Annotated in this window: 19 protein-coding genes; 7 read left to right on the top strand and 12 right to left on the bottom strand. The window is 64.6% G+C overall.

The features are described 5' to 3' along the window. Window positions 1-209: 209 nt before the first annotated feature. The 5 genes from I8J29_RS03860 to I8J29_RS03840 form a co-directional block, all read right to left on the bottom strand. Window positions 210-2,393 (bottom strand): hypothetical protein, encoded by a 2,184-nt coding sequence (locus I8J29_RS03860; protein WP_208846356.1) that lies wholly within the window; start codon window positions 2,391-2,393, stop codon window positions 210-212. 98 nt (window positions 2,394-2,491) lie between these two features. Beyond that, window positions 2,492-4,180, bottom strand: coding sequence for a type 2 periplasmic-binding domain-containing protein (locus I8J29_RS03855; RefSeq protein ID WP_090637287.1), 1,689 nt, complete (start codon window positions 4,178-4,180; stop codon window positions 2,492-2,494). 108 nt (window positions 4,181-4,288) lie between these two features. Then, on the bottom strand, window positions 4,289-5,185 hold the full coding sequence (locus tag I8J29_RS03850; protein ID WP_090637289.1) for a carbohydrate ABC transporter permease: 897 nt from the start codon (window positions 5,183-5,185) through the stop codon (window positions 4,289-4,291). A 24-nt stretch (window positions 5,186-5,209) separates the two neighbouring features. Continuing rightward, window positions 5,210-6,127 (bottom strand): ABC transporter permease, encoded by a 918-nt coding sequence (locus I8J29_RS03845; protein WP_208846355.1) that lies wholly within the window; start codon window positions 6,125-6,127, stop codon window positions 5,210-5,212. A 268-nt stretch (window positions 6,128-6,395) separates the two neighbouring features. Beyond that, entirely contained in the window at window positions 6,396-7,562 is a 1,167-nt protein-coding gene (locus tag I8J29_RS03840) for a GntR family transcriptional regulator (RefSeq protein WP_208846354.1), read from the bottom strand. A 374-nt stretch (window positions 7,563-7,936) separates the two neighbouring features. Here I8J29_RS03840 and I8J29_RS03835 point away from each other — a divergent pair, with 374 nt between their 5' ends. From I8J29_RS03835 to I8J29_RS03825, 3 genes are all read left to right on the top strand, one after another. After that, a complete protein-coding gene (locus I8J29_RS03835; RefSeq protein WP_208846353.1) occupies window positions 7,937-10,006 on the top strand; it encodes a GxGYxYP domain-containing protein in 2,070 nt (689 codons plus the stop codon). Window positions 10,007-10,235: 229 nt separating this feature from the next. Further along, the gene (locus tag I8J29_RS03830; RefSeq protein ID WP_208846352.1) at window positions 10,236-10,841 is read left to right on the top strand and encodes a TetR/AcrR family transcriptional regulator; all 606 of its coding nucleotides are present in this window, start codon (window positions 10,236-10,238) and stop codon (window positions 10,839-10,841) included. A gap of 126 nt (window positions 10,842-10,967) precedes the next feature. Then, complete coding sequence (locus I8J29_RS03825) at window positions 10,968-12,371, top strand: MFS transporter (RefSeq protein ID WP_208846351.1); 1,404 nt, start codon at window positions 10,968-10,970, stop codon at window positions 12,369-12,371. Between the two features lie 592 nt (window positions 12,372-12,963). Here the strand turns inward: I8J29_RS03825 and I8J29_RS03820 are convergent. Next, entirely contained in the window at window positions 12,964-13,773 is an 810-nt protein-coding gene (locus I8J29_RS03820; RefSeq protein ID WP_208846350.1) for a helix-turn-helix domain-containing protein, read from the bottom strand. 117 nt (window positions 13,774-13,890) lie between these two features. Between I8J29_RS03820 and I8J29_RS03815 the strand changes: the two genes are divergently transcribed. Then, window positions 13,891-15,123 carry an MFS transporter gene (locus I8J29_RS03815; protein ID WP_208846349.1) on the top strand — a complete coding sequence of 411 codons (1,233 nt, stop codon included), beginning with the start codon at window positions 13,891-13,893 and terminating at the stop codon, window positions 15,121-15,123. Window positions 15,124-15,247: 124 nt separating this feature from the next. Next, window positions 15,248-16,024 (top strand): ABC transporter ATP-binding protein, encoded by a 777-nt coding sequence (locus I8J29_RS03810; RefSeq protein ID WP_090637299.1) that lies wholly within the window; start codon window positions 15,248-15,250, stop codon window positions 16,022-16,024. A gap of 176 nt (window positions 16,025-16,200) precedes the next feature. Here I8J29_RS03810 and modA read toward each other — a convergent pair whose 3' ends face one another. Next, window positions 16,201-17,034, bottom strand: a complete 834-nt coding sequence (modA, locus tag I8J29_RS03805) for a molybdate ABC transporter substrate-binding protein (RefSeq protein WP_208846348.1) — start codon at window positions 17,032-17,034, stop codon at window positions 16,201-16,203. A gap of 152 nt (window positions 17,035-17,186) precedes the next feature. Here modA and I8J29_RS03800 point away from each other — a divergent pair, with 152 nt between their 5' ends. After that, window positions 17,187-18,140 (top strand): helix-turn-helix transcriptional regulator, encoded by a 954-nt coding sequence (locus tag I8J29_RS03800; RefSeq protein ID WP_208846347.1) that lies wholly within the window; start codon window positions 17,187-17,189, stop codon window positions 18,138-18,140. Window positions 18,141-18,431: 291 nt separating this feature from the next. On the opposite strand, the gene I8J29_RS03795 is transcribed toward I8J29_RS03800, so the two are convergent. The 3 genes from I8J29_RS03795 to I8J29_RS34135 form a co-directional block, all read right to left on the bottom strand. Beyond that, complete coding sequence (locus I8J29_RS03795; protein ID WP_208846346.1) at window positions 18,432-20,246, bottom strand: AAA family ATPase; 1,815 nt, start codon at window positions 20,244-20,246, stop codon at window positions 18,432-18,434. Window positions 20,247-20,383: 137 nt separating this feature from the next. After that, a complete protein-coding gene (locus tag I8J29_RS03790; protein ID WP_208846345.1) occupies window positions 20,384-21,673 on the bottom strand; it encodes an MFS transporter in 1,290 nt (429 codons plus the stop codon). Between the two features lie 110 nt (window positions 21,674-21,783). After that, on the bottom strand, window positions 21,784-22,971 hold the full coding sequence (locus I8J29_RS34135; RefSeq protein WP_208846344.1) for a winged helix-turn-helix domain-containing protein: 1,188 nt from the start codon (window positions 22,969-22,971) through the stop codon (window positions 21,784-21,786). Between the two features lie 116 nt (window positions 22,972-23,087). On the opposite strand from I8J29_RS34135, the gene I8J29_RS03780 reads away from it, so the two are divergent. Beyond that, complete coding sequence (locus I8J29_RS03780; RefSeq protein ID WP_208846343.1) at window positions 23,088-23,603, top strand: DinB family protein; 516 nt, start codon at window positions 23,088-23,090, stop codon at window positions 23,601-23,603. Between the two features lie 87 nt (window positions 23,604-23,690). Here the strand turns inward: I8J29_RS03780 and I8J29_RS03775 are convergent, their stop codons facing one another. Together I8J29_RS03775 and I8J29_RS03770 are read right to left on the bottom strand one after the other, a co-directional pair. Next, a complete protein-coding gene (locus tag I8J29_RS03775; RefSeq protein WP_208846342.1) occupies window positions 23,691-24,446 on the bottom strand; it encodes a class I SAM-dependent methyltransferase in 756 nt (251 codons plus the stop codon). Window positions 24,447-24,591: 145 nt separating this feature from the next. Beyond that, entirely contained in the window at window positions 24,592-25,137 is a 546-nt protein-coding gene (locus tag I8J29_RS03770; protein WP_208846341.1) for a QcrA and Rieske domain-containing protein, read from the bottom strand. Window positions 25,138-25,143 lie beyond the last annotated feature (6 nt).

Raw genomic sequence — 25,143 nt, 5'->3', positions numbered from 1 at the left:
CCATTTCTTCCCGGGTTTAAAAGCCTGCGCGAAAGCGCGCTCGTCCGCGAGGGACGCGCGCTCGCCGGCGGAGCCGGTTCGCGGGGCCGGTTCGCGGGGCCGGTTCGCGGGGCCGGTTCGCGGGGCGAAACGACGAAGAAGCGGCCGGGGGTTCCCGGCCGCTTCTCCTCGTGCCTGCGTCTAGTAGAGCCGCGATTCCGGCCCGCGGTCTACCATTCGATCGCGATCGCCGCGCCTTCCGGCCGTCCCGGATGGCGGACGAGCAGCGTGCCCGACGCCGGATCGTGCGCGAACGCGGCGTCCGCGCCGTCCGCCGTTACCCGCGCCGGCGCCGCCGCGCAGCGGATGCGCGTGCTGACGGTCATGCTCGCCGGCGACTCCGAGACGAACTCGTAACGGCCCGGCTCGCGCCGCTCGTCCCGGACGCGGGACGCGCTGATCAGGATGGCCGGCTCGCCGCCGGCCGCCGCATCCTGAGCGAGGTCGTACAGCAGGCAGTTCTCGCCCGGCCGCAGCTCGACCCGCTCGAGGACCGGCAGATCCGCCTCGAACAGATCCACGAACCGGCCGTTAAGCGTCAACCCTCCGTCCGCTTCCGTCTCGTCCATCGCCTGCGCAATCACGTACGGTCCGCGCTGCATGCGGAGCACGCCGCTTTCGAAGTAGTCCTTCGCCTCGCCGCGCAGGGCCAGCGCCCGGCGGACCGTGTTCGCCACGAGCTCCGCGCCTTTGCCGGTCTTGGACAGAACCGCGGGGTTGACGCGCACGAAGATCACCGCGCCGCCGCCCACCGCATGCTCGCCTTCCTCCGGATCGCGGCCGAGCCCCAGCGATTCGAACAAATGCTCCTCGGGCCGTTCGTACGTGCGGCTGCCCGCGCCGCGGTTCCACCATTCCTGCACGCCGTGGAACGGATCGCTGCCGTCGCCGGCGTAGATCAGCACGCCGCCTTCGCGCACCCACTGCCCGAGCGCCTGGTGAATGCCGGGATGCTCCGGCTTCATGAACTCGTAGCTGATCAGCAGCACGCGGTATCCTTCCAGGTAGCCCGGGAACGTCAGGACGTTGTCGAGCTGCACCGGCCGCAGCGGGATGCCCCGCTTCACGAGCGGCAGCGCCAAGCCGTAGAACGCCGACCAGTCGAGCAGATCGCACTGCTCCGCCGTCAGCTCGTCGGGCGAGCCGGTGCCGTCGTACTTGAACGCCGCGCGCTCGTCGCCCTCGCCGAGCACGTCGCCGCGCTGGTACATCGCGGAGTTGGCCAGCAGCAGGCCGATGCCGCGCGTATATTCGGTCCCGCCCGCCGCTTCTTCGTGGTTATGCATGTCCCGCAGCACGCTCATGACGGTCAGCAGCACCGTCGCGTAGTCGCCCGGGATGCCTTCCTTGCCCGTGCCGTCCGGGGTCGGGTATTTCCCTTCGAAGACGCGGCGCGGCCACGGACAGACCTCGTACTGGCTCACGCCGGGATGCAGCAGCGAGGCGACGACGGTCTGCCGGTAGTTGAACTTGTAATCGCTCCATGTATAGCGGGGATTGTCCTCGATCGGATCGTGCAGGAACCACATCTCCCGGCCCGTGCCGCGGGTCAGCTCCTGCATGACGCCGTATTCCAGGTACGCGGTCTCGAACGTGCGCTCGCGGCGCACGCCGCGGTAGACGTTGGCCGTCCGCGCCGTGCCGGTCCAGATCTGCGCGATGAAGCCGTCGCAGGCCGGCATGGAGACGAGCAGCGCCTCGGGGCTGACGATCCGCCACTGCGTATAGTTGATCAGGCTGTGCGTCGGCACGTAGAACCGGACCGTCCGGCCGTGGGTGACGAGCGCGTACTCCTTCATCTGGCTGCAGATCCGGTCGAGCGCCCGGTAATACATCGCCGCCTTCAGCTTGGACGCGCGGTACTGCGCGTCCGGCGAGCTATGCGGCGGGATCCAGTCCTCGCCGTAGTAATTAAGCCACTCGCGCTTGAACGCGTCTTCGTAGCCGGACTGCGCCCAGAACTCCGGCTCTTCCATGTGAATCGCCTCGACGCCGCTGTCGATCGCTTTCTTGATATACGTCGCCAGGTATTCCGCGAACGAAATCGTCGGCACCATGTACGGCACGTCCTTGCCGTGCAGCATATGCGAGCCGTCGCGAATCTTCTGCGCCTCGTCCCAATGGTCCCGGCCGTCGAACCGGCTGTACAGGTAATCCTGGTATTGGCCCCAGGACACGCCCGTCATCAAGTGAATCGTATAGCCCGCTTTCTTCCAGCCTTCGATGCGCTCCGGCAGATCCTCGCCGATTCCGTACACCATGACGAAATCCGTGCGTAAATCGTAGTTCGGCCCGTACGGGCGGGACTCCTGAAACCCGGTCCATTCGGGGTTTGCTTTCGCTTTGCGGCTCACGGCGCATACGCCTCCTTAATAAAGCCGGCCGGCTTGCGCCGGCCGGGATTCATGGAATGTGGGATGCCGTTCGGGAACGGCCGTCAGCAGGACGGGAATTAGTTCGCCATTTGCAGCTTGACGACTTCTTTGCCTTTCAGGTTCTCGTTGACGTACTTCATCGCGTCCGCGTAACCCGATTTGTTCATTTGATCGCGCAGCTCGTTCAGCACCTTGATCGCGGCGGCGTCGGACTTCGTGAAGATCGCCTGCTGCCATACGTCGCTGATTTGGTCCATCGCCGGCTTAAGCGCCTCGTATTGCGGCGATTTCGCCAGCACGTCGCCCGGGTTGTAGGCGGAGATGACGCTGATGCCGTTCGGGCGAAGGATTTTGCGCGCGTTGTCCATGGCCGCCTTGCGGTCTTGGTCGGCCCAGATGTCGCCGCCCAGCGTGACCGTGCGGTCCAGACCCGTCATCGACTCGAAGCCGATGCCGAAACCTTCGTTCTTCTTCACTTTGCCCGTCGTGTCGGCGTTGAACTTGTCGAACACGTCCTTCTTCGCGACCGGCTTGCCGTCGACCATGTCGTAATCGACGCCTTCGATGCCGTAATGGACGAGCTTGAAGCCTTCGTCGGAAGCGAGGAAGTCGAGCAGCTTGAGCGAAGCGTCGACGTTCTTGTTCTTCTTCGTGATGACGGTGACGTTATTGCCTTGGATGGCGAGGTCGGCCGGACGGTCAGCCTCGGCTCCGGCGCGCTCCAGCGGGCCGACCGGCACGTAGTCGCTGCCCGGATGCGCTTTCACGTAGTCCTTGGACGCGTCGAGAATGGCCGGGTAGTGCGCGGCCAGCACGGCGATGCGGCCCTGCTTGATTTTCTCGTTCGCGATCGGGTCGGTCTGCGTGAACGCCTCGGGATCGAGCAGCCCTTCCGAGATCAGCTTGCGGTAGTAGAGCGTGTAATCCTCGTACTGCTTCGACATGAACGTATGCTCCAGCGTGCCGTCGCCCTTGTCGACGTAATCGGAGCCGTAGAACATCGAGCTGCCGATCGTGACGGCCCAGCCGGCGTGGAAGCCGCCGAGCGGGATGACCGGCAGGCCGCTCTCCTGCAGGTTCGCGTCCTTGATTTTCTTCAGGAAGTTGTACAGGTCGTCCTTCGTCTTCACCGACTGCGGATCGACGCCGACCTTGGAAGCGATGTCCTTGCGGACGTAGAAGCCGTACAGCCAATCGAGCGCGTCCTGATCGCTTGCCGGCTGGTTCTGATAGAGCAAATATTTTTTGTCGCCGAAGGCGCCGATCGCTTTGTCGTACAGGGCCGGCGGCACGTTCTCTTTGGCGATCTCTTTCGCGAGGTTCGGGTATTTGTCCAGGTACGGCGCCAGGTCGACCAGCTGGTCTTCCTTCGCGGCTTTCACGATGCCGTCCAGCTCGCCGCCCCATGCCGGGCCGGTGTAGATGTCGGGCAGATCCTGGGTAGCGAAGATCGTGTTGACTTTCTCGACCTCGCTGCCCTTCGTATAATCGAACTGCACCGTAACGCCGGTCTTCTCCTTGATCTTCTCGGCGATCGGCGTCATGTCGACGTCGCCCGCGGACGAACCGTTCCAGTTGTGCAGGATTTTCACCGTGACGGGTTTGTTGCCGGCCGCGGCGTTATCGCCGTTCGCCGCCGTATCGCCGCCGTTGCCCGCGCTGCCGTCATTGCCTCCGTTGCCGTTGCCGCTGCAGCCCGCCAGCAGGCTGCCGAGCAGCGTCAATGCCAGTGCCGAGGACATGACCGTCCCCTTCTTTTTCCACATGCGAACCCCTCCAATTTTAATAAGTGATCTATGATAAAGTTTCTCGCGAAACGTTTATCCGAAGGCACGCCTTGCGATGGAACCCGAACCGCCTCGTACCGGAACGCCTTACCCTTTGACGGAGCCGATCATCGCGCCTTTGACGAAGAAGCGCTGCAGGAACGGATACACGCACAGGATCGGGAAGACCGCGATGACGAGCAGCGCCATGCGCAGCGATTCCGGCGTCGAGCCCGACACGTTGACGTTGATCGTCTGACCGCCGTTCTGGGCGGCTTGCTGCATCGAATTCGACAGCGCTTCCGCTTCCGTCAGCATTTGCTGCAGCAGCGTCTGGACGGGGATGAGATCCTTGTTCGACACGTAATAGGCACCGGTGAACCAGTCGTTCCAATGCGCGACCCCGACGAAGAGCCCGATCGTCGCGAGCACCGGCCCCGAGAGCGGCAGGATGATGCGGGCGAAGATTTGGAAGTCGCCGTAGCCGTCGATGCGCGCGGATTCCTCGAGTTCCTCGGGAATGCCCTGCAGGAACGTCCGGATGATGACGATGTGCATGAAGCTGAACAGCGACGGAATGACGTACACCCAGAACGTGTTGATGAGGTGCAGCTTCTGCAGCGTGATGAAGTACGGGATGAAGCCCGCGCTGAAGATCGTCGGCAGGAAGATGTAGAAGGTGAAGAACGTCCGGCCGGGCAGCGATTTCTTCGACAGCGCGTACGCCATCAGCGTACACAGGAATACCGAGAGGAACGTGCCGAGCAGCGTCCGGGCCAAGGTGATTTTGTAGGCGGCCCAGATTTTCGGGTTATCGAACACCTGCCCGTAGTTGTCGAACGTGAATTTGCGAGGGAAGAAGTAGAGCGCTCCCATCATGGAGTCCTTCCCGTCGTTCAATGAGTAGACCAGAATGTAAATGAACGGATACACCATGGAAAATCCGAGAATGGCGAGAATAATGTAATTCAAAATATCGAATGGCGAGAATTGCCGCTTCTTCATGTCCGGTTCGCTCCTTCCTGCTCGTTAGAAAAGGGATACGTCACTCACTTTGCGGGCCACCTTGTTGACCGTCAAAATCAAGATGAGCGCGATGATGCTTTGGAACAGCCCGACCGCGGCCGCGTAGCTGAGCCGGCCTTCGTTGATGCCCGCGTTGATGACGTGCACGTCGAGCACGCTTCCGATCGCGGCGGTCGCCGGTCCGTTCAGCAGGAGCAGCTGCTCGTAGCCGGCGCTCATCAGGCTGCCGGTGGCGAGAATGAACAGAATGACGGCGATGTTGCGGATGCCCGGCAGCGTGATGTGCCAGATCTGCTTATATCGGCCGGCCCCGTCGATCTTCGCGGCTTCGTACAGCTGCGGGTCGATGCCCGCGATGGCCGCGATGTAGATGATGGAGTTCCAGCCGATGTTCTTCCACACGTCGGAGCCGAGGATCATTTGGTAGAACCAGTTCGTGTTATTCATGAATTGAATCGGGTCATGCACCAGGCCGAGCGCTTCGAGCGCGTTGTTGACCGGGCCTCCGTACTGGGCGAACAGCCGCTGGATCAGCGTCACGACAACGACCCAGGAGACGAAGTACGGCAGATACGAAAGCGTTTGCACGGTTTTCTTGAATTTGACGTTGCGAACCTCGTTCAGCAGGATCGCGAGGAGGATCGGCATTACGAAGCCGATGCACAGCTTCATCGCGCTGATCAGGATCGTGTTGCGGATCAGCTTGCTCGATTGGTAGTAGTCGAAGAATTGATGGAAATATTTCAGGCCCGCCCAGGGGCTCCCGCTGAAACCGCCGGAGAACTGGAAATCCCGGAACGCGACTTGAATGCCGTACAGCGGCACGTAAGAAAACAAGAAAAACCAGACGATACCCGGCAGCATGAACAGATAGAAGAGCTTGTGCCGCCAAATGCGTTTCCAAAGCAAGGATCCAGTCATGTCGTATGTCCCCTTTCAACTAAGTAAACCCGTCTTGCCCGATGCCCGCCGAGCGAGGCATCCATATCCTTCCTTCATCTCACCAATAATATATATTAAATATTATATATATTCAATATATTTTTATTAAATTCTTAGCGGCAATTTTTTCTAGGTTCATCGGAAGTACGGCCAACGGGCGGCCAACGGGCGGCAGACCGGGGCGGAACGCAAAAAAACCGGCTTCCGGGGAAGCCGGAAGCCGGTTTGGGACAACATGGGGCGGCGGTTACGCCTGACGGGGCGGGCCGGACGTTTGGCGCACGACCAGCTCGGGTTCGATGAGCGTCTTCATGTACTTGAACCCTCTGCCGCTGCCCCGCTCGATGATCTGCAGCAGCATTTCCGCCGCGCGGCAGCCCATGTCTTGCTCGAACTGCTTGACGTGCGTGAAGAGGCTGAAGTCCTCCACCACGGAGGTCGGGTCGTCGAAGCTGACGATGGATACGTCGCCCGGCACGTTCAGGCCGGCCTGGCGGGCCATCCGGTAGATCTCGACGCCGAGCCTGCCGTTCAGCGTGACGTACGCCGTCGCCATCCGGTTGCGGATGTACCGGTACAGCGGATGGCGCTCGGTCTCGTCCCCTTCGTCCATACGGAAATCCGTGATCATGTGGGCGGGGTTGATCAGCGCCCCTTTGTTCTTCAGCGCGTTCATGTAGCCTTCGATCCGTTCCTGCACCGTGATCGTCTGCAGCGGGGAATCGGAGCAGATCGCGATTTCGCGGTGCCCCAGCTCCCACAGGTGCTCCACGGCGAGCCCCGCGCCCATTCGGCCGTCCGAAGCGATGTAGTTCGTCTCCACGCCGGGCAGGAAGCGGTCGATCAGGACGAACGGGAAGCCGGAAAATTTCATCGCGAGAATCTCGTCGTTATAGCGCTCTTCGTCCACCGGGAAGATCAGCAGCCCCTCCACCCCGATGTCCTTGAGCGTCTGGATCGCCTCGATCTCCTTCTGCAGCTCGCCGCCCGACAGGAGGATGATGCACCGGAATCCCCGTTCCTCCAGCGTTTTGCGAATGCCTTCCACGAGGCGGATGGCGAAAAAGTCGTAAATCGACGGCATGACGAGGCCGATGACGCCTTGGCGCTTGCCCGCCTCGCCCCCGTCGGGAGCGCCGTGGCCGAACGCCGGCGAGGTCCCGTGCGAATCCGCCGCGGCGTCCTTGGCCCTGCCGCTGACGAAGCTGCCGCGGCCCGGCACGCGCGAGATGACCTTCTCGTTCGCGAGGCCCGACAGCGCGTTCACGACCGTGATTTTGCTGACGTTGAAGCGTTCCATCAGTTCTTTCTCCGTCGGAATGCGGTCGCCTTCCTTCAGCCCTTCCGATTCGATCAAGTCGCGGATGTAATCCTGGATTTTCTGGTATAACGGCACTCGGTCGGCTGTACTCATTCCATATCACCAATCTTCGGTATCATATTAGTATATATAATATATTTTTGTTTGCGGGTACGCAAGGGTGATTCTTTGCGCCTACTCGCCTTTTTTACAGGATCGTTCTGCACCTTTCGACCCAATCTCGCACAGACTCTGATAGGAATTTGTAAGAACTTTTGTCGAAAGTATTGTAAGTACATATACAATATATTAAATATAAATTGACTCAACATGTAAGCCATCTTTGGTTCAGTCGAAGCTTCTTCGGAGGTGAACGCGAAGCATAAGCCGGATATCGGGGCTGGCGAACGAAGCCCTCCGGCGAGGAGCAAGAGGAAGGGCATGATTCCAAGTTCAACCAAATCGACGAGGATGAGGTGTACCAATTCATGATGCGAAAACTTGCGACCGCGGGACTCGCGCTGGCGTGCACGCTGACCTTCACGGTCGGCGCCTCCGCGGAATCCCCCGCCGTTCAGACGGCACAGAAAGGCGGAAGCGGCATTTCCTGGCCGGCCGATCAGGCGCTTCCGAGCTTCGCCAAGGTCAAGCAGCTCGAAGTCGCCGACATTTACGATCTGCCGGGCGACGCCAAAATCATGCTGACGACGCTGGAGGGGATCGTCAACCGCGCGGAACCCCGCCTGTACGTGCTCGAAAGCAAGGAAGAAGGCAAGTTCACTTGGCTGAACGACCTGGACGTGCCGTATAAAGTCCGCGACAACTATTGGGATATCGTGAAGACGTTCAAGAACGAGATCAAGGGCGTCATCGTCTACGATCCGAACGTGCCGGATTCCATCAACGTCGCCACGACGCTCGCCGGCCTGAAGGACGCCGTCGTCGCCAGCCCCGGGCTCGCGGAGAAGCTCGCCGCCGCGCCTTACGGCTTGAAGGTCCTTGACGACCTGCGCGGCAAATTCAAGGATCGGCTCGACGCTTACACATGGCAATACGACAACCTGTGGAGCCAGACGACGCACCGGATGCTGGTCGGGCTCAGCCCGGACACGTCCATCCGCATTCCGGACGGCTTTCCGGCTTCCTTCAAGACGATCGCCCAAGACACGACGCAGGAGCGCGACGCGAAGAACCGCAAGGTCTACGACCTCGACCTGACGCCGTTCCTCGGCAAGGACGCCGTCTTCCTTCGGTTCGACGACGCCTTCACCCAAGACGGCTGGGGCACCGCCGTGCATGAAGTCACCGTCAAGGCGGACGGCCAAGAGATCGCCCGCTTCGTGCCGGGCACGCCGGAGGAAGAGCCGTTCCTCTACGACGCGCAGAGCTCGCAGCTCTCCACGGGCAGCGGCGGCCACCGCTTCGCCGACAACGGCCGTTATTTCGTCTACAAGTTCCCGGTTCCGGCCGGCGCGAAGCAGCTGACCGCTTCCGTCGACATGTGGAACCAGTACAAGGTGTCCGCGGGCAACGAGCAGCCGCTCTCCTCGGAGCAGAAGGAGCCGTACGGCTACCTGCGCGATTACGCGGTCGCCAACAAGGCGATGGTGTTCTGGCTCGACGCCAACGTGCCGGAGCAGCGCGCCCTGTTCGAGAAGATCCTCTCCGACGTCAAGCCGGGCACGCCGTACCTGGGCTGGTTCAGCAATGACGTTCAAGGCGAGTTCAACTCCGTCGAGATCACGTCCAACCACAGCGTCTACGTGCTGGCGGCGGACTGGTTCAGCAACATGTCCGTCTTCTCGGGCACGCAAGTGAAGGCGAAGCTTCCCGCTCCGGCGAAGACGCCGAAGCTGGAAAATAAAATTTACGTCACCTACACGTTCAGCGAAGGCGACAACTTCCAGTACAACGAGCACCGGCTGCGCGTCCTGTGGGACGATCCGAACCGCGGCAAGGTGCCGATCAACTGGACGTCCAGCCCGCTGCTGTACGACGGCGCGCCGGCGATGCTCGACCACTACCTGAGCACGGCTACGCCGAACGACCAGCTGATCGCCGGACCGTCCGGCGCCGGGTATTTCTATCCGAACGCTTGGCCGGACAACACGTTCGCGCCGTACCTGAAGCAGACGAATTCCTACCTGAAGAAGACCGGCATGACGATTCCGTACGTGCTGAACCGCGTCGACGGCCAGAACGTGCCGCTGAGCGAAGCGAAGCTGAACGCCTACGCGAACGAGTACCGCGTGCCGGGTCTGTTCCTCAGCTGGGAAGACCGCTACGGCGTCTCGATCGAAGGCGGCAAGCTGCCGGTCTCGACGATTCAGGGCATCAGCACCGTCCAGGACGGCAAGCGCATCCTCGACGAGGCGAAAGCGAAATGGGACGGCAAGTCGCCGCTGTTCGTCTCGCTCGGCCTGCTGGCTTGGAGCATGACGCCTTCGGACGTCGTCGCGCTGAACGGCTCGCTCGACAGCGGCAGCTTCTCCGCCGTTCGCGCCGATCAGTACTTCGCGCTCGTGCGCCAGGCGAACGGTCTGCCGGCCAAGCCGTAAGGCTAGCGCGTTCTATTGCGAAAGGGCGACAGCCGAGTTTGTCGGACTTGTCCGCTCGCAACGACCGAATTCCACTCGGCCTAGCAGCTCCCGGGAAATTTCCCGGGAGCTGCTTTGATGCGCGGCCGGCCGCCGGGGACGATTGACAAACCGCCTCTCCGTCGACTATGATGACATCAATCGCAATTGTTAGTTAGCACTAACATACGCACGGAAAGGTGGAACGCCAGTGACCGAGAACGACCCCCGCGACAAATCGGGTACCCGGGAGCGTCTCATGAACGCCGCCGTCGACTTGATGGCCGAGCACGGGTACAAGGGCGCGTCGACGAAGGACATCGCCGCCGCCGCCGGCGTCAGCGAGATGACGCTGTTCCGCCAGTTCGGCAGCAAGCTGAACATGCTGGAGGAAGCCGTCGACCGGTATTACTACACGGTGGAATTCCGCAAGCTGTTCGCCGAACGGATCGTCTGGGAGCTCGAGCGGGACCTGCGCCTGATCGGCGAGACGTATCACGAGCTGATGGAGCGCAACAGCCGCATCCTGCTTATCTTCCAATCGGAGAGCCGGTCGATTCCGAGTCTGGCCGATCGGATCCGCAAGCATCCCCTCGCGCTGCAGGAGATGTTGACCGGCTACTTGGCGGCGATGAAGGAGAAGGGCAAGCTGGCGGACGTCGATCCCGCCACGAACGCGGCTTCCTACCTGTGGCTTCACCACGGCGCTTTTCTCAGCCGGGCGCCCGGCGGCTCCAATCTGCTGGCCGGGCTTCCGATCGCCGATTTCGTCGACAACGGCGCGAAATTGTTCGCGCGCGCCTTATCTCCGCGCTGACGCATCGCTTTGACGGCTTAGGCCGTTTTTTTACGGCTTGCATGTTAGTGTGTGCTAACTAACGTGTATGCGCTCAACACCCGCATCCTGCAAGCTCAATCTATTTCGAAAGAAGGCCGATCGTCCATGGAATCGCAACCCCGCGCCGATAAGCTTATCCGCCTGCTCTGCTTCATCCTTCTCTTCTCCGTCATGAACGTCACGATGTTCAACATCGCCCTGCCGGACATTTCGCGCGCGTTCGGCCTGCTGCCGTCCGAAGCCGGCTGGGTCATTACCGGCTACTCGATCATCTACGCGGTCGGGTCGCTCACGTACGGCAAGCTGGCCGACCGGTACCCGCTTCGCCGGCTGCTTACGATCGGGCTGCTCCTCTTCGCCGCGGGCTCGCTGCTCGGCTTTCTGTCGCCGAATTACGCGACGGTGCTGGCCGCCCGCTTCGTCCAATCCGCCGGCGCGTCCTCCATTCCCGCGCTCGTCATGATCGTGCCGGTCCGGATGTACGCGCCGGAAGGCCGCGGCCGCGTGCTCGGCATCCTCGCCTCGGCCATCGCGTTCGCGTCCGGCGTCGGGCCGATCGTCGGCGGCTTCGTATCGGGCTGGCTCGACTGGCGTTATCTTTTCCTCATTTCGATCGGCACGCTCGCGGCACTGCCGTTTCTGCGCAAGTGGCTGCCGGACGAAGAACCGCGGAGCGGCAAATTCGACCTGCTCGGCGCGCTGCTGCTCGGCGGCTCCGTCACGCTCTTCATGCTCGGCATCACGCAGTGGAGCGGCTGGCTGGCGCTGACCGGCGCGCTGCTGCTCGCGCTGTTCGTCCTGCGGATCGTCCGGACCGCGGATCCGTTCGTGCAGCCGGCGGTCTTCCGCAGCGGCGGCTTCCGCTCCGGCTTGTTCAGCAGCTTCCTCGTCTACGCCGTCTCGTTCACCGTCACCTTCGTCACGCCGATGCTGCTGAACGCGGCGAACGGCCTCGGCACGTCGGCGATCGGTCTCTTGATGTTCCCGGCCGCCATGAGCGCCGCCGTGTTCGGCCGTTACGGCGGCAAGCTGGCCGACCGCCGCGGCAGCCTCTTCATCATCGTCGCGGCGCTCATCCTCCTCGCGGCCGGACAGCTGGCGCTCTCGCTGTTCAGCGGCGGCGCGGCGGGTTACGTCGCGGCCTGCCTCGTGTTCGGCAACGTCGGCGCCGCATTCTACCAAGCGGGGATGACGAAGCTCGTCGCCTCAACGCTGCCCGCGGGACAGACCGGCGTCGGCATGGGCATCCTGACGCTCGGGAACTTCCTCTCCTGCGCGATCGCCGGCGCCGTCGTCAGCAAGCTCGTCGACGGCGCAGCGAGCGGCAGCGCCTCCCCGGCGTTCGGCGTATTCGGCCACGCGGGCGCGGCCGCCGTGTTCGGCAACGTCTACTTCGCTCTCGCGGCGCTCTGCCTGCTGAACCTGGCGTTCGTCTGGGCGGCGTTCGGCCGTCGGCGCAAAGCCGCGCGGCGGGCAGCGTCCCCCGGCGCCGAGACGCAGCGGGCGTAAGCGCGGCTCTTCGGTTGGGCCGCAAGCCGGGTTGGCGGCCGCATGTGCGGTACCTCGTACCGTTCTTTGCGCCAAAAGTTGCTTGATCGCCTCATGTGGCGTACCTCGTACCGCTCTTTACGCCAAAAGTCGGATCCCCGACTCATGTACGGTATCTGGTACCGCTCTTTGCGCCATAAGTCGGCCGACGGCCTCATGTACCGTACCTCGTACCGCTCTTTAAGCCGTTAGTCGGCTCACCGACTCATGTACGGTATCTCGTACCGCTCTTTGCGCTAAAAGTCGGCTCGACGCCTCATGTGCGGTACCTCGTACCGCTCTTCGCGCCGACTCGGCTGGCGAGCGAACCCGCGCGGCACTTGGCGACGCGATATTCCCGCCCCTGCAATCGCCCCAGCCCGCCCTGATAGCATCGAAAGCGCGGCGCTACCGCCAGCCACCGCTGCCACCGCTGCCACCGCTGGCCCACCGTCGCCACCGGCGCCACGCCGCAGCCGCCGCACACGCAACGCACCCGCTCATCGGAGCGCAACCACCGCGCGACGCATACCAAAAAAGCCCGGGACGCGGTCCCGGGCTTTTTCCCATCGTCTCACTGCTGCCGGAACGCCTGCGGCGTCATGCCGGTCGATTTCAGGAACGCGCGGTGGAACTGGCTCGTGCTGGAAAAGCCGAGATCGGCGCTGATCCGGCCGACCGTCTCTCGCGTGCGGCGCAGCCGGTTCATCGCTTCGTCCATGCGCAGCTTCAGCAAATATTGGTACGGCGTCACGCCCGTCGCCTCGCGGAAGGAGCGGATGAAATGATACCGGCTCCGCAGCGCGATGCCCGCCAGCTCGTCGACGCTGAGCGCGCGGTCGTAACAATCGTGCAGATAAGCGAGCGCCTCGCGCATATGCGGATCGGCGATCCCTTTCGGCGGGACGGAGCGCGCCCCTTCGGGCGCCGCGCCGACGAGCCCGCCCATGTACGCGAGCACGTCGTGCTCCACGTCCTGCACGGCAAGCGGATCCGCCAGCGCCTGGCCCTGCATCAGCGCCGTCATCCACCGCCGGAACCGGCCCGCCAGCTCGTCCGGGTCGAACGGCCGGCGAATATCATGGCTTTCCCCGCCGGCGAAGCGCGGCCGGACCGCCTCCATGCCGCCGGCGCCGCGTTCGCGGACCTTGACGATGATAACCGACGTCCCGCTCCCGAGCCGAAAATGATGGTTCGCGCCCGGCGGCTGAATCAAGCCGCTTCCTTCGCCCAGCGCATAGCTCCGGTTCTCCTGCGTGAACGCGCACGTCCCTTTCACCGGCAGCGTCGCCTGCATCCAATGATCGTGCCGGTGGGAGTCGTTCTTGAAGCTCTCGCTCCCCTGCCACAGCTCGATCCATTGCGTTTCCGCTTTCATCTCCATGTGTCTTCACCTAGCCCCCATTATAGCAAAAATTGCGCCGACCGCAGCACTTTTCACGACGACCCGGCCCCGGCCGTCCGGTAGACTGAAACCAAATACCGAAAGGGGTCCTGACCCATGACACATACCGCAGCCTTGACCGCGGCGCGCCGTTCCGCCGCCTGGATGCTGGGCGGCGTCAGCTTCGCGCACCTGCTGAACGACGCGATGCAAACCGCCGTGCCGGCCGCGTTTCCGCTCTTCCAAACCACGATGCGGCTCTCGTTCACCCAGATCGGCTGGGTAGCGTTCGTGCTCAACATTACCGCCTCGGTGCTGCAGCCGCTCGTCGGCTACTTGTCCGACCGCCGGCCGATGCCGGACCTCCTGCCGCTCGGCATGGCGTTCTCGCTGCTCGGCGTGCTCGACTTCGCGTACGCGGATTCCCTCGGGCTGCTGCTCGCCGCGGCCGCCCTGATCGGCGTCGGCTCTTCCGTCCTCCATCCGGAATCGTCCCGCGTCGCCCGGATGGCGGCGGGGCGCGGCCGGGGCATGGCGCAGTCGATCTTCCAGGTCGGCGGCAACACCGGCCAGGCGCTCGCGCCGCTGCTCGTCGGCTTCGTGCTGCTGCCGCTCGGGCAGCGCGGCTTCCTCTGGTTCACCGTCGCGGCCGTCCTGGGCATCGCGGTGCAAACCGTCGTCGGCCGCTGGTACAAGCGGCAGCTCGCCGCGGCCGCGCCGGCGAAGAAGGCCGTCGCCGCGGCCTTCTTCGCCCCATCGCGCCCGACGCATTCCCGGCTGTTCGTCGCCGGCACGATGACGCTGCTGATCGCCCTGCTTTTCTCCAAATTCGTCTACATCGCCGGCATGACGGGCTTCTATGCGTTCTACTTCATGGACCGTTACCACCTGCCGCTCGACCGCGCGCAAATCTGCCTCTTCGCGCTGCAGTTCGCCGGCATGGCCGGCACGCTGCTCGGCGGACCGCTCGCCGACCGCTTCGGCCGCAAAACGATGATCTGGATCTCCATCGCGGGGACGGCGCCGTTCTCGCTGCTGCTGCCGCATGTCGGCCCGACCGCCGCGCTGCTGCTCTGCTGCGCGATCGGCATGATTCTCATGTCCGGCTTCTCCGTCATCATCGTCTACGCGCAGGAGCTGCTGCCGCGCCACGTCGGCACGGTATCCGGCCTCTTCTTCGGCCTTTCGTTCGGCATGGCCGGTCTCGGCTCCGTGCTGCTCGGCCGATTGATGGACGTCCAAGGCGCCGATTTCGTCGTCGGTCTCTGCGCCTTCCTGCCGCTGATCGGCGTCTGGGCCTTCCTGCTGCCGCGCGAATCCAAACTGATGCGCGGATCGGACGCGGCGTGAACGGCGGCCCACACGATTGAGGAATCGCGAAGACAGGCGTACAATGGGCAAGGAGACGACCGGCGCACGCCGCGATCGCAAGCAAGCAGGCAAGGCATCACGAAAGGAGTTTGACGCACTTCTCATGATCATCGATATTCAACATGTCACATGGCGGCGCGAGCAGCTGACGCTGCTGAAGGACGTGAGCTGGCAAGTCGCGCCGGGCGAGCATTGGGCGCTGCTCGGCTTGAACGGCTCCGGCAAGACGACGCTGCTGAATCTCGTCAACGGGTATTTCTGGCCGTCCGAAGGCGCGGTCAGCGTGCTCGGCCGCCGCTTCGGCGAAGTCGACCTGCGGGAGCTCCGCAAGGAAATCGGTTGGGTCAGCACGTCGCTGCAGGAGAAGCTGTACGCCTCGGACCGGACGCAGCATATCGTCATCAGCGGCAAGCACGCCACCATCGGACTGTACGAGCGCGTGACCGACGAGGAGCTGGATTTCGCCCGCGAGCTCATGGCGAAGCTGGGCTGCGCCCATCTGTGGGACCGCGAGTTCCGCACCTGCTCCCAGGGCGAGAAGCAGAAACTGCTCATTGCCCGGGCGCTCATGGCGAAGCCGCGCATCCTGATCCTGGACGAGCCGTGCAACGGGCTCGATCTGTTCTCCCGGGAGCGGCTGCTCGCCAGCATCAAAGACTTGGCCGGGAGCGAAGACGCGCCGACGCTCATCTACGTCACGCACCACACGGAGGAGATTTTGCCGGCGTTCACGCACGCGCTGCTCATCCGCGACGGCGAGGTCGTGCGCAGCGGCCGGACGGAGGACGTGCTGACGACGGACGGCCTGAGCGCGTTCTTCGAATCGCCGGTGGCAGTCGAGAAGCACGGCGAGCGGGTGTACGTGCGCGTAGCGGAATAATGGGAACAAAAACGCGGAGGGTCCCTAGGGACCGCTCCGCGTTTTCGTTCCCGCCGGGACGCGGCGGCAGCGCCCGCCGCGGAACGCAGGAAAGCGGTCCCGGCTCCGGGACCGCCTTCTTGCGTTCGAACAGGCGGGATGGCGCCCTTCCGTCCCGCGCGCCGGTTTCTCCGCGCTTATTTCCTTTCCTCCGCGGCCGAGAAGCCGTACTTCGCGAACGCGTCCGCCGCGGCCCGCGATCGCAAGTATTCGTAGAACGCCGCCGCTTCGGCCGGATGCTTGCTCGCCTTCAGCACGCCGCCGGGATACCGGATCGGCGCATGAAGCCCCGGGTCCACCGCGAACGCGATGCCGGCCTTCTTCGACGTCAGCGCGTCCGTCTTGTAGACGAAGCCCGCGTCCGCGTTGCCGGTCTCGACGTACTGCAGCACCTGCCGGACGTCCTTGCCCTGCACTGTTTTCGGCTGCAGCTTCTCCCACAGCCCGGCGTTCGTCAGCGCTTCCTTGGCATAGCCGCCCGCCGGAACGCTCTCCGGAATGCCGATCGCGAGCCGCTTCACGCCGCCTCCCGCCAAATCGGCGAGCGTCCGCACGCCCGTCGTCCCCGCGGGCACGACGACGACGAGCTCGTTCGCGAGCAATTCGCCTTCGCGCGCCGGATCGACGAGACCTTGATCCAGCAGCGCGTCCATGTTGCGGTCCGAGGCGGACAGGAACACGTCGGCGGGCGCGCCCTGCTCGATTTGCTTCTGCAGCGTGCCCGACGCGCCGAAATTATAGGTCAACGCGATGCCGTCGTTCGCCGCCTCGAAGGCGGGCTTCAGGTCCGTCAGCGCGTCCGTCAGGCTGGCCGCGGCCGAGACGACGAGCTCGACCCGCGCCCGGTCCGGGCCCGCCGGAGCCCCGTTCGTCGCGCCTTCGCTGCCGCTCCCCGCGTGCCCGCAGCCGGCCAAGGCGGCGGCCAGCGCCGGCAGCAAGAGCGGCGCGAGCCGTTTTTTCTTCCCAATCATGCTTCGACAGCCCTCCCGAATCCGGTCGTATAACCCGCATTATAGCAAGGCCCGGCGGTCCCTGCCAAACGCGTCCCGGCAGGATATGGTACAATGAGGGCAATCAAACGGCCGGCATGCGGCAATTAAACTTTACGCGGGAGGACCCGACCATGGCCAGCGACGAATCCTATACGACCGAAGAAATCGCGAAGCTGCTCAAAATCTCCAAGCTGACCGTCTACGACCTCATCAAGAAGGGCGAGCTGCCCTCCTACCGCGTCGGCAAACAAATGCGGATCGACGCCGCCGATCTCGACGCGTACAAGCAGCGGGCCAAAGGCATCGCCTTCGCCGAACGGCCGCTCCCGGCGGCGGAAGCGGCGCCGCCGCCCGCCTTCGCCGCGCGGCCGGCCGGCGCGCGTCCGCTCGTCATTACCGGACAGGACGTCAGCCTCGACATCCTGGCGAAGCATCTCGAGCAGCGGCTGCCGGAATCGCGTCCGCTGCGGGCGCATGTCGGCAGCATGGACAGCCTCATCGCGATGTATAAAGGCGAAGCCGACATCGTCAGCACGCATCTGCTCGAGGGCGAGACCGGCCGCTACAATCTGCCCTACATCCGCAAGCTGCTCGTCGGCGCCTCCTATCTCGTCGTCCATCTGCTCGCCCGCAAAGCCGGGCTGTACGTGGCGCGCGGCAATCCGCTCGGCCTGCGGGGCTGGGTCGACCTCGGCCGGCCCGGGCTGCGCCTCGTCAACCGCGAACGCGGTTCCGGCGCCCGCGTGCTGCTCGACGAGCAGCTCCTGCTGCGCGGCATGAAGCCGGGCCGGCTGCTCGGGTACGACCTCGTGCGAACGAATCATCTCGGCGTCGCCGCCGAGGTCGCCGCCGGCGGGGCCGACGTCGGCGTCGGCAGCGAGAAGGCCGCCTCGCTCGTCGAAGGCGTCGACTTCATTCCGCTCATCGACGAGCAGTACGACCTCGTCGTCTTGAAGCATGCCGCTTCGCGGGTCTGGATCCCGGAGCTGCTCGGCATCCTCCGGTCCGACGCGTTCAAGCGGGAGCTGCAGGCCATCGCCGGCTACGACCTGTCGCGGACGGGCGAGGTTTTGCACGAGACGTGAGGAACGGCGATTGCGGCCGGAGCCGGGCCCGCAGGCGGCAGGACCGGCGCCGGGGGCGTCGGCCTCATCTACGCGCCGTTCCCGGCCGGGCCGCCTCCCGAACCGCGCGAAAGAACCCGCCCTCCCAGGCGGGTTCTTTCGCGTCTCGACTAAAATTCAATTTAAAATTCATTTTTCGCTCAACATCCATCTTTCGCGTCTCGATTCATTTTCCGCATCTCGATTCGCTATTGCCCCATCGCCCCGGCGAGCGCCTCCCCGGCCCCATGCGCGGCGTCTGCATCCGCTCGCTCATCGGCTTCGTTTATCGTCCTCCGGCTCCCCGCCCCCGGCCCCTTCCTCGCCGGACGGCTCCGGCTCGGACGCCGGCTCCTCCTCGGCTTCGGGCACCGCTTCCGCCTCGGACGCGGGCGCTTTCGCCGCGCCGTTCCCGCCCGCTTCCTGTCCCGACGCCGTCACCTTCGGCGGCTCCGGCCGCGTGCGGCCGTACAGCGAGACGTAAAGTCCCTCGATCTCCTCGCCCGTCAGGTCGCCTTGCTTCAACAGCTCCTCCGCGATGAGGTGCACGAACTCGGCATGGACCCTCACCAGCTTCTTCACCTGCTGCATCTGGTCCCTCAGCAGCTCGTTGATTTTCGGCCGGAGCGTCTTCAAGGCCTCCTGATGCGAGCCCGCCGCGAGGAAGCTGAACAGCTCGTCGCCCATGCCCACCATGCCGAGATACGCGCCCGCCATCGACGTCGCCTGCTGCAGGTCGGACGTGACGCCGTTCAGCTTCTTGCCGAGAAACTCCTCCTCGACCGCCCGGGCGGCCAGACATACCTGAATGCCCGCCAACATCTCGCTGTCGCTCCGGTTGTACCGCTCGTGCGTCGGCTTCGTGGCCGCCAGGCCGAGCGCGCTGCCGCGCCGAATGATCGTCACCTTCCAGACGCGCTCGTGCGGCTTCAGCAAATATTGGGCGACCGCATGACCCGCCTCGTGATACGCGACGTTGCGCTTCTCGTCCTCGCTCATCGAGCGGAGCGGCTGCTTGAGGCCCCATTCGTACGTCTCCATGGCGACGCGGAAATCCAGGTAATTGGCCAGCTGCGCGCCGCGCTGATGCGCGATGACGACGGATTCGTTGACGATATGCTTGATCTGCGCCGGGCTGTAGCCGATCGTGTCGAGCGCGGCTTTCTCCGGCGTCAGCGTTTCGTCGTGCTTCACTTTCTTCAAATAATACTGGAAAATATCGATCCGTCCGTCGTAATCCGGCGCGTCGACCCATAACTGCCGGTCGAACCGTCCCGGGCGAAGCAGCGCCGGGTCCAGCACCTCCGGCAGGTTCGTGGCCGCGACGGTCAGTACCGCCGGCCGCTCCGCTTTCTTGCGCCGCAGGCCGAGCGAGCGGAGCAGCTTCGCGATTTTGCCGTTATCGAGGTTCGGCGGGTCCATCTGCAGCAGCAGCTCGTTCAAGAGCCCGGAACCGCCGCCCATGCCCATCATCCCGAGCATGGCGCCGCCTCCGGCGCCGTTGCGCCGCATGCCGATCGCATCGATCTCGTCGATGAATATAATGCACGCGCCGTACACGTTCGCCAAATTGCGGGCCTTCTTGTACAGCCGCATGACCTTCATGTTGCCGACGCCGAAAAACATGTTTTGGAAGCTCGGCGCGGACGCGTACGCGAACGGCACCTTCGCTTCGTTGGCGATGACCTGCGCCAGGTAAGACTTCCCGGTGCCCGGCGGCCCGCACAGCAGGAACCCCCGGATCGCTTCGCCGCCCATTTCCTTAAAGTCCTTGACGCCGCCGAGCAGCGTCACGATCCGCTTCGCGTTGTCCACGATTTCGGGATTGCCCCGGTAATCGTCCCAGGTCGCGCCCGTTTCGCCGGGCAGGATCCAATACGTTCGCCCCCGCGCCAAAAACCAGAAGAGCGCGACGAACTGCACGATCATGAAGGCCATGGCAAAGAGCAGCTGCACCAGCAGGCTGAGAATGCTCAGCGCCACCGCGAGCACCGTCGGTCCGCCGGTCAGCACGTACCAGAAGACGATCGCGATCACGAGCAGCCAGAGGAGGAATTTCCGCCATTTCTTCCATCGATATCTCCCCATCGCCACACTTCCTTCACAAGTGAACTCTAACCCAAATTTATTAGTCTATGGATCAAAATATGCGCATGTGAAAGAAACAATCGGGCGCCGAAAACGGCGCGAAAAAAGGAAGGAGCCGCGGCTCCTTCCTCTTAATCTCACGCGGAATGTGAGGCTTCCGGCCGGGCTTCCTCGGCCGCGCCCGCGCCGCGGCGCCCCCATAGAACCGGCGCCAGCAGCAGCCCGAGCACGCCGACGCCGGCCGTCGCCCACCCGAACGCCGCGAACACGGGACGCGCCCCGACCGCTTCGATCAGCAGGCCGCCGGCGAGCGGCGCGCCGAGCATGACGAGGCTCGTCAAGGTCTGGTCGACCCCGAACACCCGGCCGATGAGCGCCGCGGGCATCTCCTTCTGCAGCAGATAGATTTTCGTCGCGATGCACGCCCCGTTCCCGACGCCGAGCAGCAAGCCCAGCGCGAGCACGGCCGCGGCCGGCGCGCCGACCGGCAGCATGCCGAGGCCCGCGATCGCCGCGCCGAGCAGGGCGTAGCCGCCGCCGAGGCCCCAGCCGTAGGGAAGGCGCTTGCGCTTGTTCAGCAGCAGCATGATCCCGACCGACCCGGCGCCGATCGCGGCGATCAGCCAGCCGAGCAGCGACGGGCGGTCGGGCGCCAGCTCCCGCAGCAGGATCGCGAACTGGTAGTCGACCATCAGGATGGCCGTCAGCCCGACGAACCCGAAGAGCAGCGCGTGCAGCACGGGCTTGGCGCGGACGACCGCCCGCAGCCCCTCGCGCCATTCCGCGGCCGCCGAGGGGCGCTTCTCCGCTTCCCGGTTCCGCGCGGGGCCCGGCTCGGCCGAGCGGACCGTCCACAGCAGCCCCGCCGACAGCAGCCGGGCCGCCGCGTGCGCGAGGATGCAGGCGCCCGGCGACAGCGCCGCGAGGACGAACGCGCCGGCGAGCGGACCGGCGATCTTGGCGCTCTGCTGCAGCATCCCGTTCAGCGTCGTCGCCCGCAGCAGCTGGTCCGCCGGCACGATATGCCGCGTGACGGCCTGCTGGGCCGGCGCGATGAACGCGGCGGCCCCCGCGCGCAGCGCCAGCAGCGGGATGAGCGCGTACACGTTCGGCGCCGCCAGGATGGCGACCGTAACGGCCGCCGTGAACAGGTCGCTCAGCAGCATGAGCCGAATGCGCGGCAGCCGGTCGGCCGCGACGCCCGCCAGCGTGCCGAGCAAGAGGCCGGGGAGCGCCATGACGACCGGGATCCAGGACAGCGTCACCGGTCCCGCGTCCCAGCGGTACACGATCAGTACCTGGATCGCGATCGCGTCGAACCATTCCCCCATCGCCGCGCCCGCGTAGGCGGCGAACATCCGCGCGAAGACGCGGTTCCCCCACAAGCTGTCCGCGCGCGCCCCGCGCGTTGATAATCTTCTCGTCATGATGCGTGCTCCTTCCGATTCCCGAGTCGCCCTTAAGGCCGTGGAACCATCGTAACGGAGAATTATCAGAGGATTGTCAGACGAAACGAAAATACCGCATTCGGGCGGCTTTACGTTAAGCAGCGCTCAAGCAGCGCTCTCGCCTCGCCGAGGAGCTCGCCGTAGCCGTGCTCCCGTTCGAGCTCCGCCCGCTGCGCCTCCAGCTTCCGCCGGAGCGCGGCGCGCCGGGCGTCCGGCTTGGCGACCGGCATGGCGTCCGCCTGCCCGGCCGGCGGGCGGTCCAGGCCGAGCAGCAGCTGGCGGACGGACTGGAGCAGGAGCGGCACGTTTTCCGACTGCCGCAAGACGTGCAGCCCCGCGTCGACGGCCTGCGCCGCTTCCTTCGTCCGGCAGGACCGCAGCAGGTACATCGCCCGCAGCAGATGAAAGCGGCCGATTTCCCGCAAGTACGGCGCATCCGCCAGCATGCGCTCCAGCGCTTCCATGCCGCTCGCCGCGGCCTCGAGGTCGCCTTTGACGATGCGGACGTACAGCTCCGCGAGCGCCACGGGCATCGCGAAGCCCGCCGTCAGATCGTCGCGTTCCACGACCTCGCGGGCGACGGCAAGCCGCGCCTCCGCCTCCGCGATCCGCCCCGTGTCGGCGTACAGGTCGACGATGTTCAAAATATACAGCTCGCGCCGCTGGTCCGGCGCCAGCACCTGCAGCTCCAGCGCCCGCTCGAACCGCGCCAGGCTGTCGCGCGGATCCGCCAGATAGGCGTAGAACAACAGCACCCAATAGAGGCGGTCGGCGGCCGGCGCGTCGTCCGTATGCAGAAACCACGCCAAGTCGCCTTGAATGAAACGCAGGTACACGCCGTAGAACGCGTCGACCTCGATGCCGAGCGCGTCCTGCTGCGCGGCCAGCGTCAGCATGGAGCGGCCTTGGCCGTACAGATGGTATTTGCGGAACAAGCCCTGCACGGAGGAGCGGATTTCTTCGTCCAGGACGGACGGATTCGGCGCCGCGGGCGCCTCCTTCAAGCGCAGGCTGTAGCCGCAGCCGCGGACGGTCGCGACGGCGAGCTGCGGCAGGCGGGCGAGCTTCCGGCGGAGGCGGTAGACGTGATCGTCCACGGTCCGCTCGTCCGGGTATTGGCCCGGCCAGACGTGGTCGAGCAGCTGCTCGCGCGAGAATACCTGCCCGCGCCGGTCGTACAAGAACCGCAGCAGCGCGTATTCCTTGGCGAGCAGCGTCGCGGTTTCCGGCCCGCAGCTGACCGTCAGGGTGCCGGGGTCGAACCAGATTTGCGCCATGCGGGCCCTCCTTCGAAATAAATGTTGAAACCCTGACAATAAGCTGTCAGGAATGATCCGCTAGAATGAAGTCAGACGGTTCGGAACACCGAAAACGACGACGGAGGCTGATGATAATGAACGAACGGAAAACCCACCACGCGCTGGAGATGATCGCCTTCCATAATTGGGCGAACGAGACGATGATCCGCCGGCTGCAAGAGCTGCCCGGGGACGCGTATCGCCGGGAAGTGACGAGCTCGTTTCCGACGCTGGCCGACGCGCTGGCCCATATTTACCGGGTCGACCGGGGCTGGCTGCTGATGATGCAGGGGGTGAGCATGGCCGGCGCCATGGAGGCTACCGCCCCCTTGGACGATGAAATCCGCGCGCTCTCCCTGGATGCGGCCGAAGCCGCGTTCCGTTCCCAGGGCGAAGAGATTGCCGCGTTCCTGCGGCGCCAAGACGACCTCGACGCGGTCCTGACGCTCGATAATCCGTATGCCGGCATCACGGACGTCAAGCTGTCCGAGATGGCGCTGCAGATCGTGAACCACGGTACCTACCACCGCGGCAACATGTCGGCCATGCTGCGGCAAATGGGCATTCCGTCCGTCATGACGGAGCTCGCGCTGTACTGGTACGTCCGCTGAACCGCCGGCGCCAAACAAAAAAGCAGCCCCGGACAACCGCTTGTCCGGAGCTGCGCCCGCCCGCGGCGGCTAGGCCTGCGGCCGCGGTTATACCTCGCCCCAGTACACTTCCGTCTCGTAGTCGAACGCGACTTTGCCGTCCTCGTTCGTCTCGTCGAAGAGCCGTCGCAGCGCCGCGAGCATCGGCTCGTGGTTCGGATGGCCCGGCATCGGACTGTACGACGAAGACAGCAGCCGGCCCTTCAGTCCCTCGTAGTCGAAGGCTTGGCTCATCCCGAAGCGCGCCTCGCGCATCGTCCCTTCCCGGAAGAACGCGGCGAGGTCGGCGGAGGCGATGTTTTTGTGCGTCATTTGCTCGTAGTCGGTCGCGTACCGCTTCAGCAGCGCGTCGTACCCTTCCCGGAACGGCGTGCCTTCCGTCAGGCGCGAGTTCCAGATCAGAGCAGCCTTCCCGTCCGGCTTCAGGATGCGGCGGAATTCCGTCCGCGCGGCCGCCCGGTCGAACCAGTGGAACGACTGCGCGCACGTAATGAAATCGACGGACGCGTCCGTCAGCGTCGTCTCCTCGGCCGAGCCCGCCACGGCCAGAAACTGCGGCTCCTGCGCCAGCGTCTCCACCGCGGCCGTACGCATCCCGGCGTTCGGCTCCACGGCGATGACCCGGCTTCCCTGCTCCAGCAGCAGCTTCGAGAAAATGCCCGTTCCCGCGCCGAGGTCCGCGATGACCGAGCCGGCGTCGAAGCCGACGGGCCCGTACAAGTAGTCGATCGCCTCCTGCGGATAGGTCGGCCGGAATTTGACGTACGTGTCCACCCGGTCGGAAAACCGTTCCTTGCTGTTCATGTCGTGCACGCTCCTTTTTTCTCGCGATTCTGCTTATCCCTGCGTTTCGCATGCCGTCCGTCGCGGCATGCGTTCAGTGCCATTATACCTCGCCGCGCGTGCCAAAAAAACCCTGTCCGCCAAGACAGGGTTCTTCGCGCCGGCTTCAGGCGCCCGCGCCCGGAATCGGCTTCATGATATCGATGTAGACGCTGCCGTCCAGGAAGACCGGCTCGAACGTATCCAATCCGCGCTCGACCGCGAAGGTCGCCCCGCCCGCGGCGTCGAACTCCGCGCCGTGGCAGGGGCACCAAAAGTACGTCTCGGGACGGCCGGCCCGCTGCGCCTCCGTCGCGGGCACGACCGAGCAGCCGAGATGCGAGCAGGCCGGCGACAGGATGAGCAGCTTGCCGTCCTCGCCGGCCGCGATATAGACGAAGCCCTTCGCCGGCTTCGTATACCACGCGTCGATGTATTCCGCCTCGTAATCGACGCGGGTCACGCCGCGCAGCCGCTCCAAGTCCGCGGCCGCGCCGAGTCTGGCGTAATTGCCCGGCGGCGGTCCCGCGGCCGGGGACTTCCGGTGCGTCACGGCCCCGTAATAGAACAGGCCGGTGCTGCCGGCCAACAGCGCGGCCGCGCCGATCGCGAGCTTCGCGGTCGTGCCGAGAAACGCGCGCCGGGTAATGGTGTGCGGAACCTTGCGATCCATGCGATC

The sequence above is a fragment of the Paenibacillus artemisiicola genome, from assembly GCF_017652985.1.
Taxonomy (GTDB): domain Bacteria; phylum Bacillota; class Bacilli; order Paenibacillales; family Paenibacillaceae; genus Paenibacillus_Z; species Paenibacillus_Z artemisiicola.
Note: the sequence above shows the minus strand (reverse complement) of the source record. Positions and strands in the feature narration are given on the sequence as shown.

Bases quoted from the DNA above. Each gene is read 5' to 3' on its own strand.
- modA (WP_208846348.1), bottom strand. From the start codon at position 17,034: ATGATTGGGAAGAAAAAACGGCTCGCGCCGCTCTTGCTGCCGGCGCTG.
- I8J29_RS03775 (WP_208846342.1), bottom strand. From the start codon at position 24,446: ATGAACAGCAAGGAACGGTTTTCCGACCGGGTGGACACGTACGTCAAA.
- I8J29_RS03815 (WP_208846349.1), top strand. From the start codon at position 13,891: ATGACACATACCGCAGCCTTGACCGCGGCGCGCCGTTCCGCCGCCTGG.
- I8J29_RS03850 (WP_090637289.1), bottom strand. From the start codon at position 5,185: ATGAAGAAGCGGCAATTCTCGCCATTCGATATTTTGAATTACATTATT.
- I8J29_RS03845 (WP_208846355.1), bottom strand. From the start codon at position 6,127: ATGACTGGATCCTTGCTTTGGAAACGCATTTGGCGGCACAAGCTCTTC.
- I8J29_RS03780 (WP_208846343.1), top strand. From the start codon at position 23,088: ATGAACGAACGGAAAACCCACCACGCGCTGGAGATGATCGCCTTCCAT.
- I8J29_RS03820 (WP_208846350.1), bottom strand. From the start codon at position 13,773: ATGGAGATGAAAGCGGAAACGCAATGGATCGAGCTGTGGCAGGGGAGC.
- I8J29_RS03825 (WP_208846351.1), top strand. From the start codon at position 10,968: ATGGAATCGCAACCCCGCGCCGATAAGCTTATCCGCCTGCTCTGCTTC.
- I8J29_RS03835 (WP_208846353.1), top strand. From the start codon at position 7,937: ATGATGCGAAAACTTGCGACCGCGGGACTCGCGCTGGCGTGCACGCTG.
- I8J29_RS34135 (WP_208846344.1), bottom strand. From the start codon at position 22,971: ATGGCGCAAATCTGGTTCGACCCCGGCACCCTGACGGTCAGCTGCGGG.
- I8J29_RS03770 (WP_208846341.1), bottom strand. From the start codon at position 25,137: ATGGATCGCAAGGTTCCGCACACCATTACCCGGCGCGCGTTTCTCGGC.
- I8J29_RS03855 (WP_090637287.1), bottom strand. From the start codon at position 4,180: ATGTGGAAAAAGAAGGGGACGGTCATGTCCTCGGCACTGGCATTGACG.
- I8J29_RS03800 (WP_208846347.1), top strand. From the start codon at position 17,187: ATGGCCAGCGACGAATCCTATACGACCGAAGAAATCGCGAAGCTGCTC.
- I8J29_RS03810 (WP_090637299.1), top strand. From the start codon at position 15,248: ATGATCATCGATATTCAACATGTCACATGGCGGCGCGAGCAGCTGACG.
- I8J29_RS03840 (WP_208846354.1), bottom strand. From the start codon at position 7,562: ATGAGTACAGCCGACCGAGTGCCGTTATACCAGAAAATCCAGGATTAC.
- I8J29_RS03795 (WP_208846346.1), bottom strand. From the start codon at position 20,246: ATGGGGAGATATCGATGGAAGAAATGGCGGAAATTCCTCCTCTGGCTG.
- I8J29_RS03790 (WP_208846345.1), bottom strand. From the start codon at position 21,673: ATGACGAGAAGATTATCAACGCGCGGGGCGCGCGCGGACAGCTTGTGG.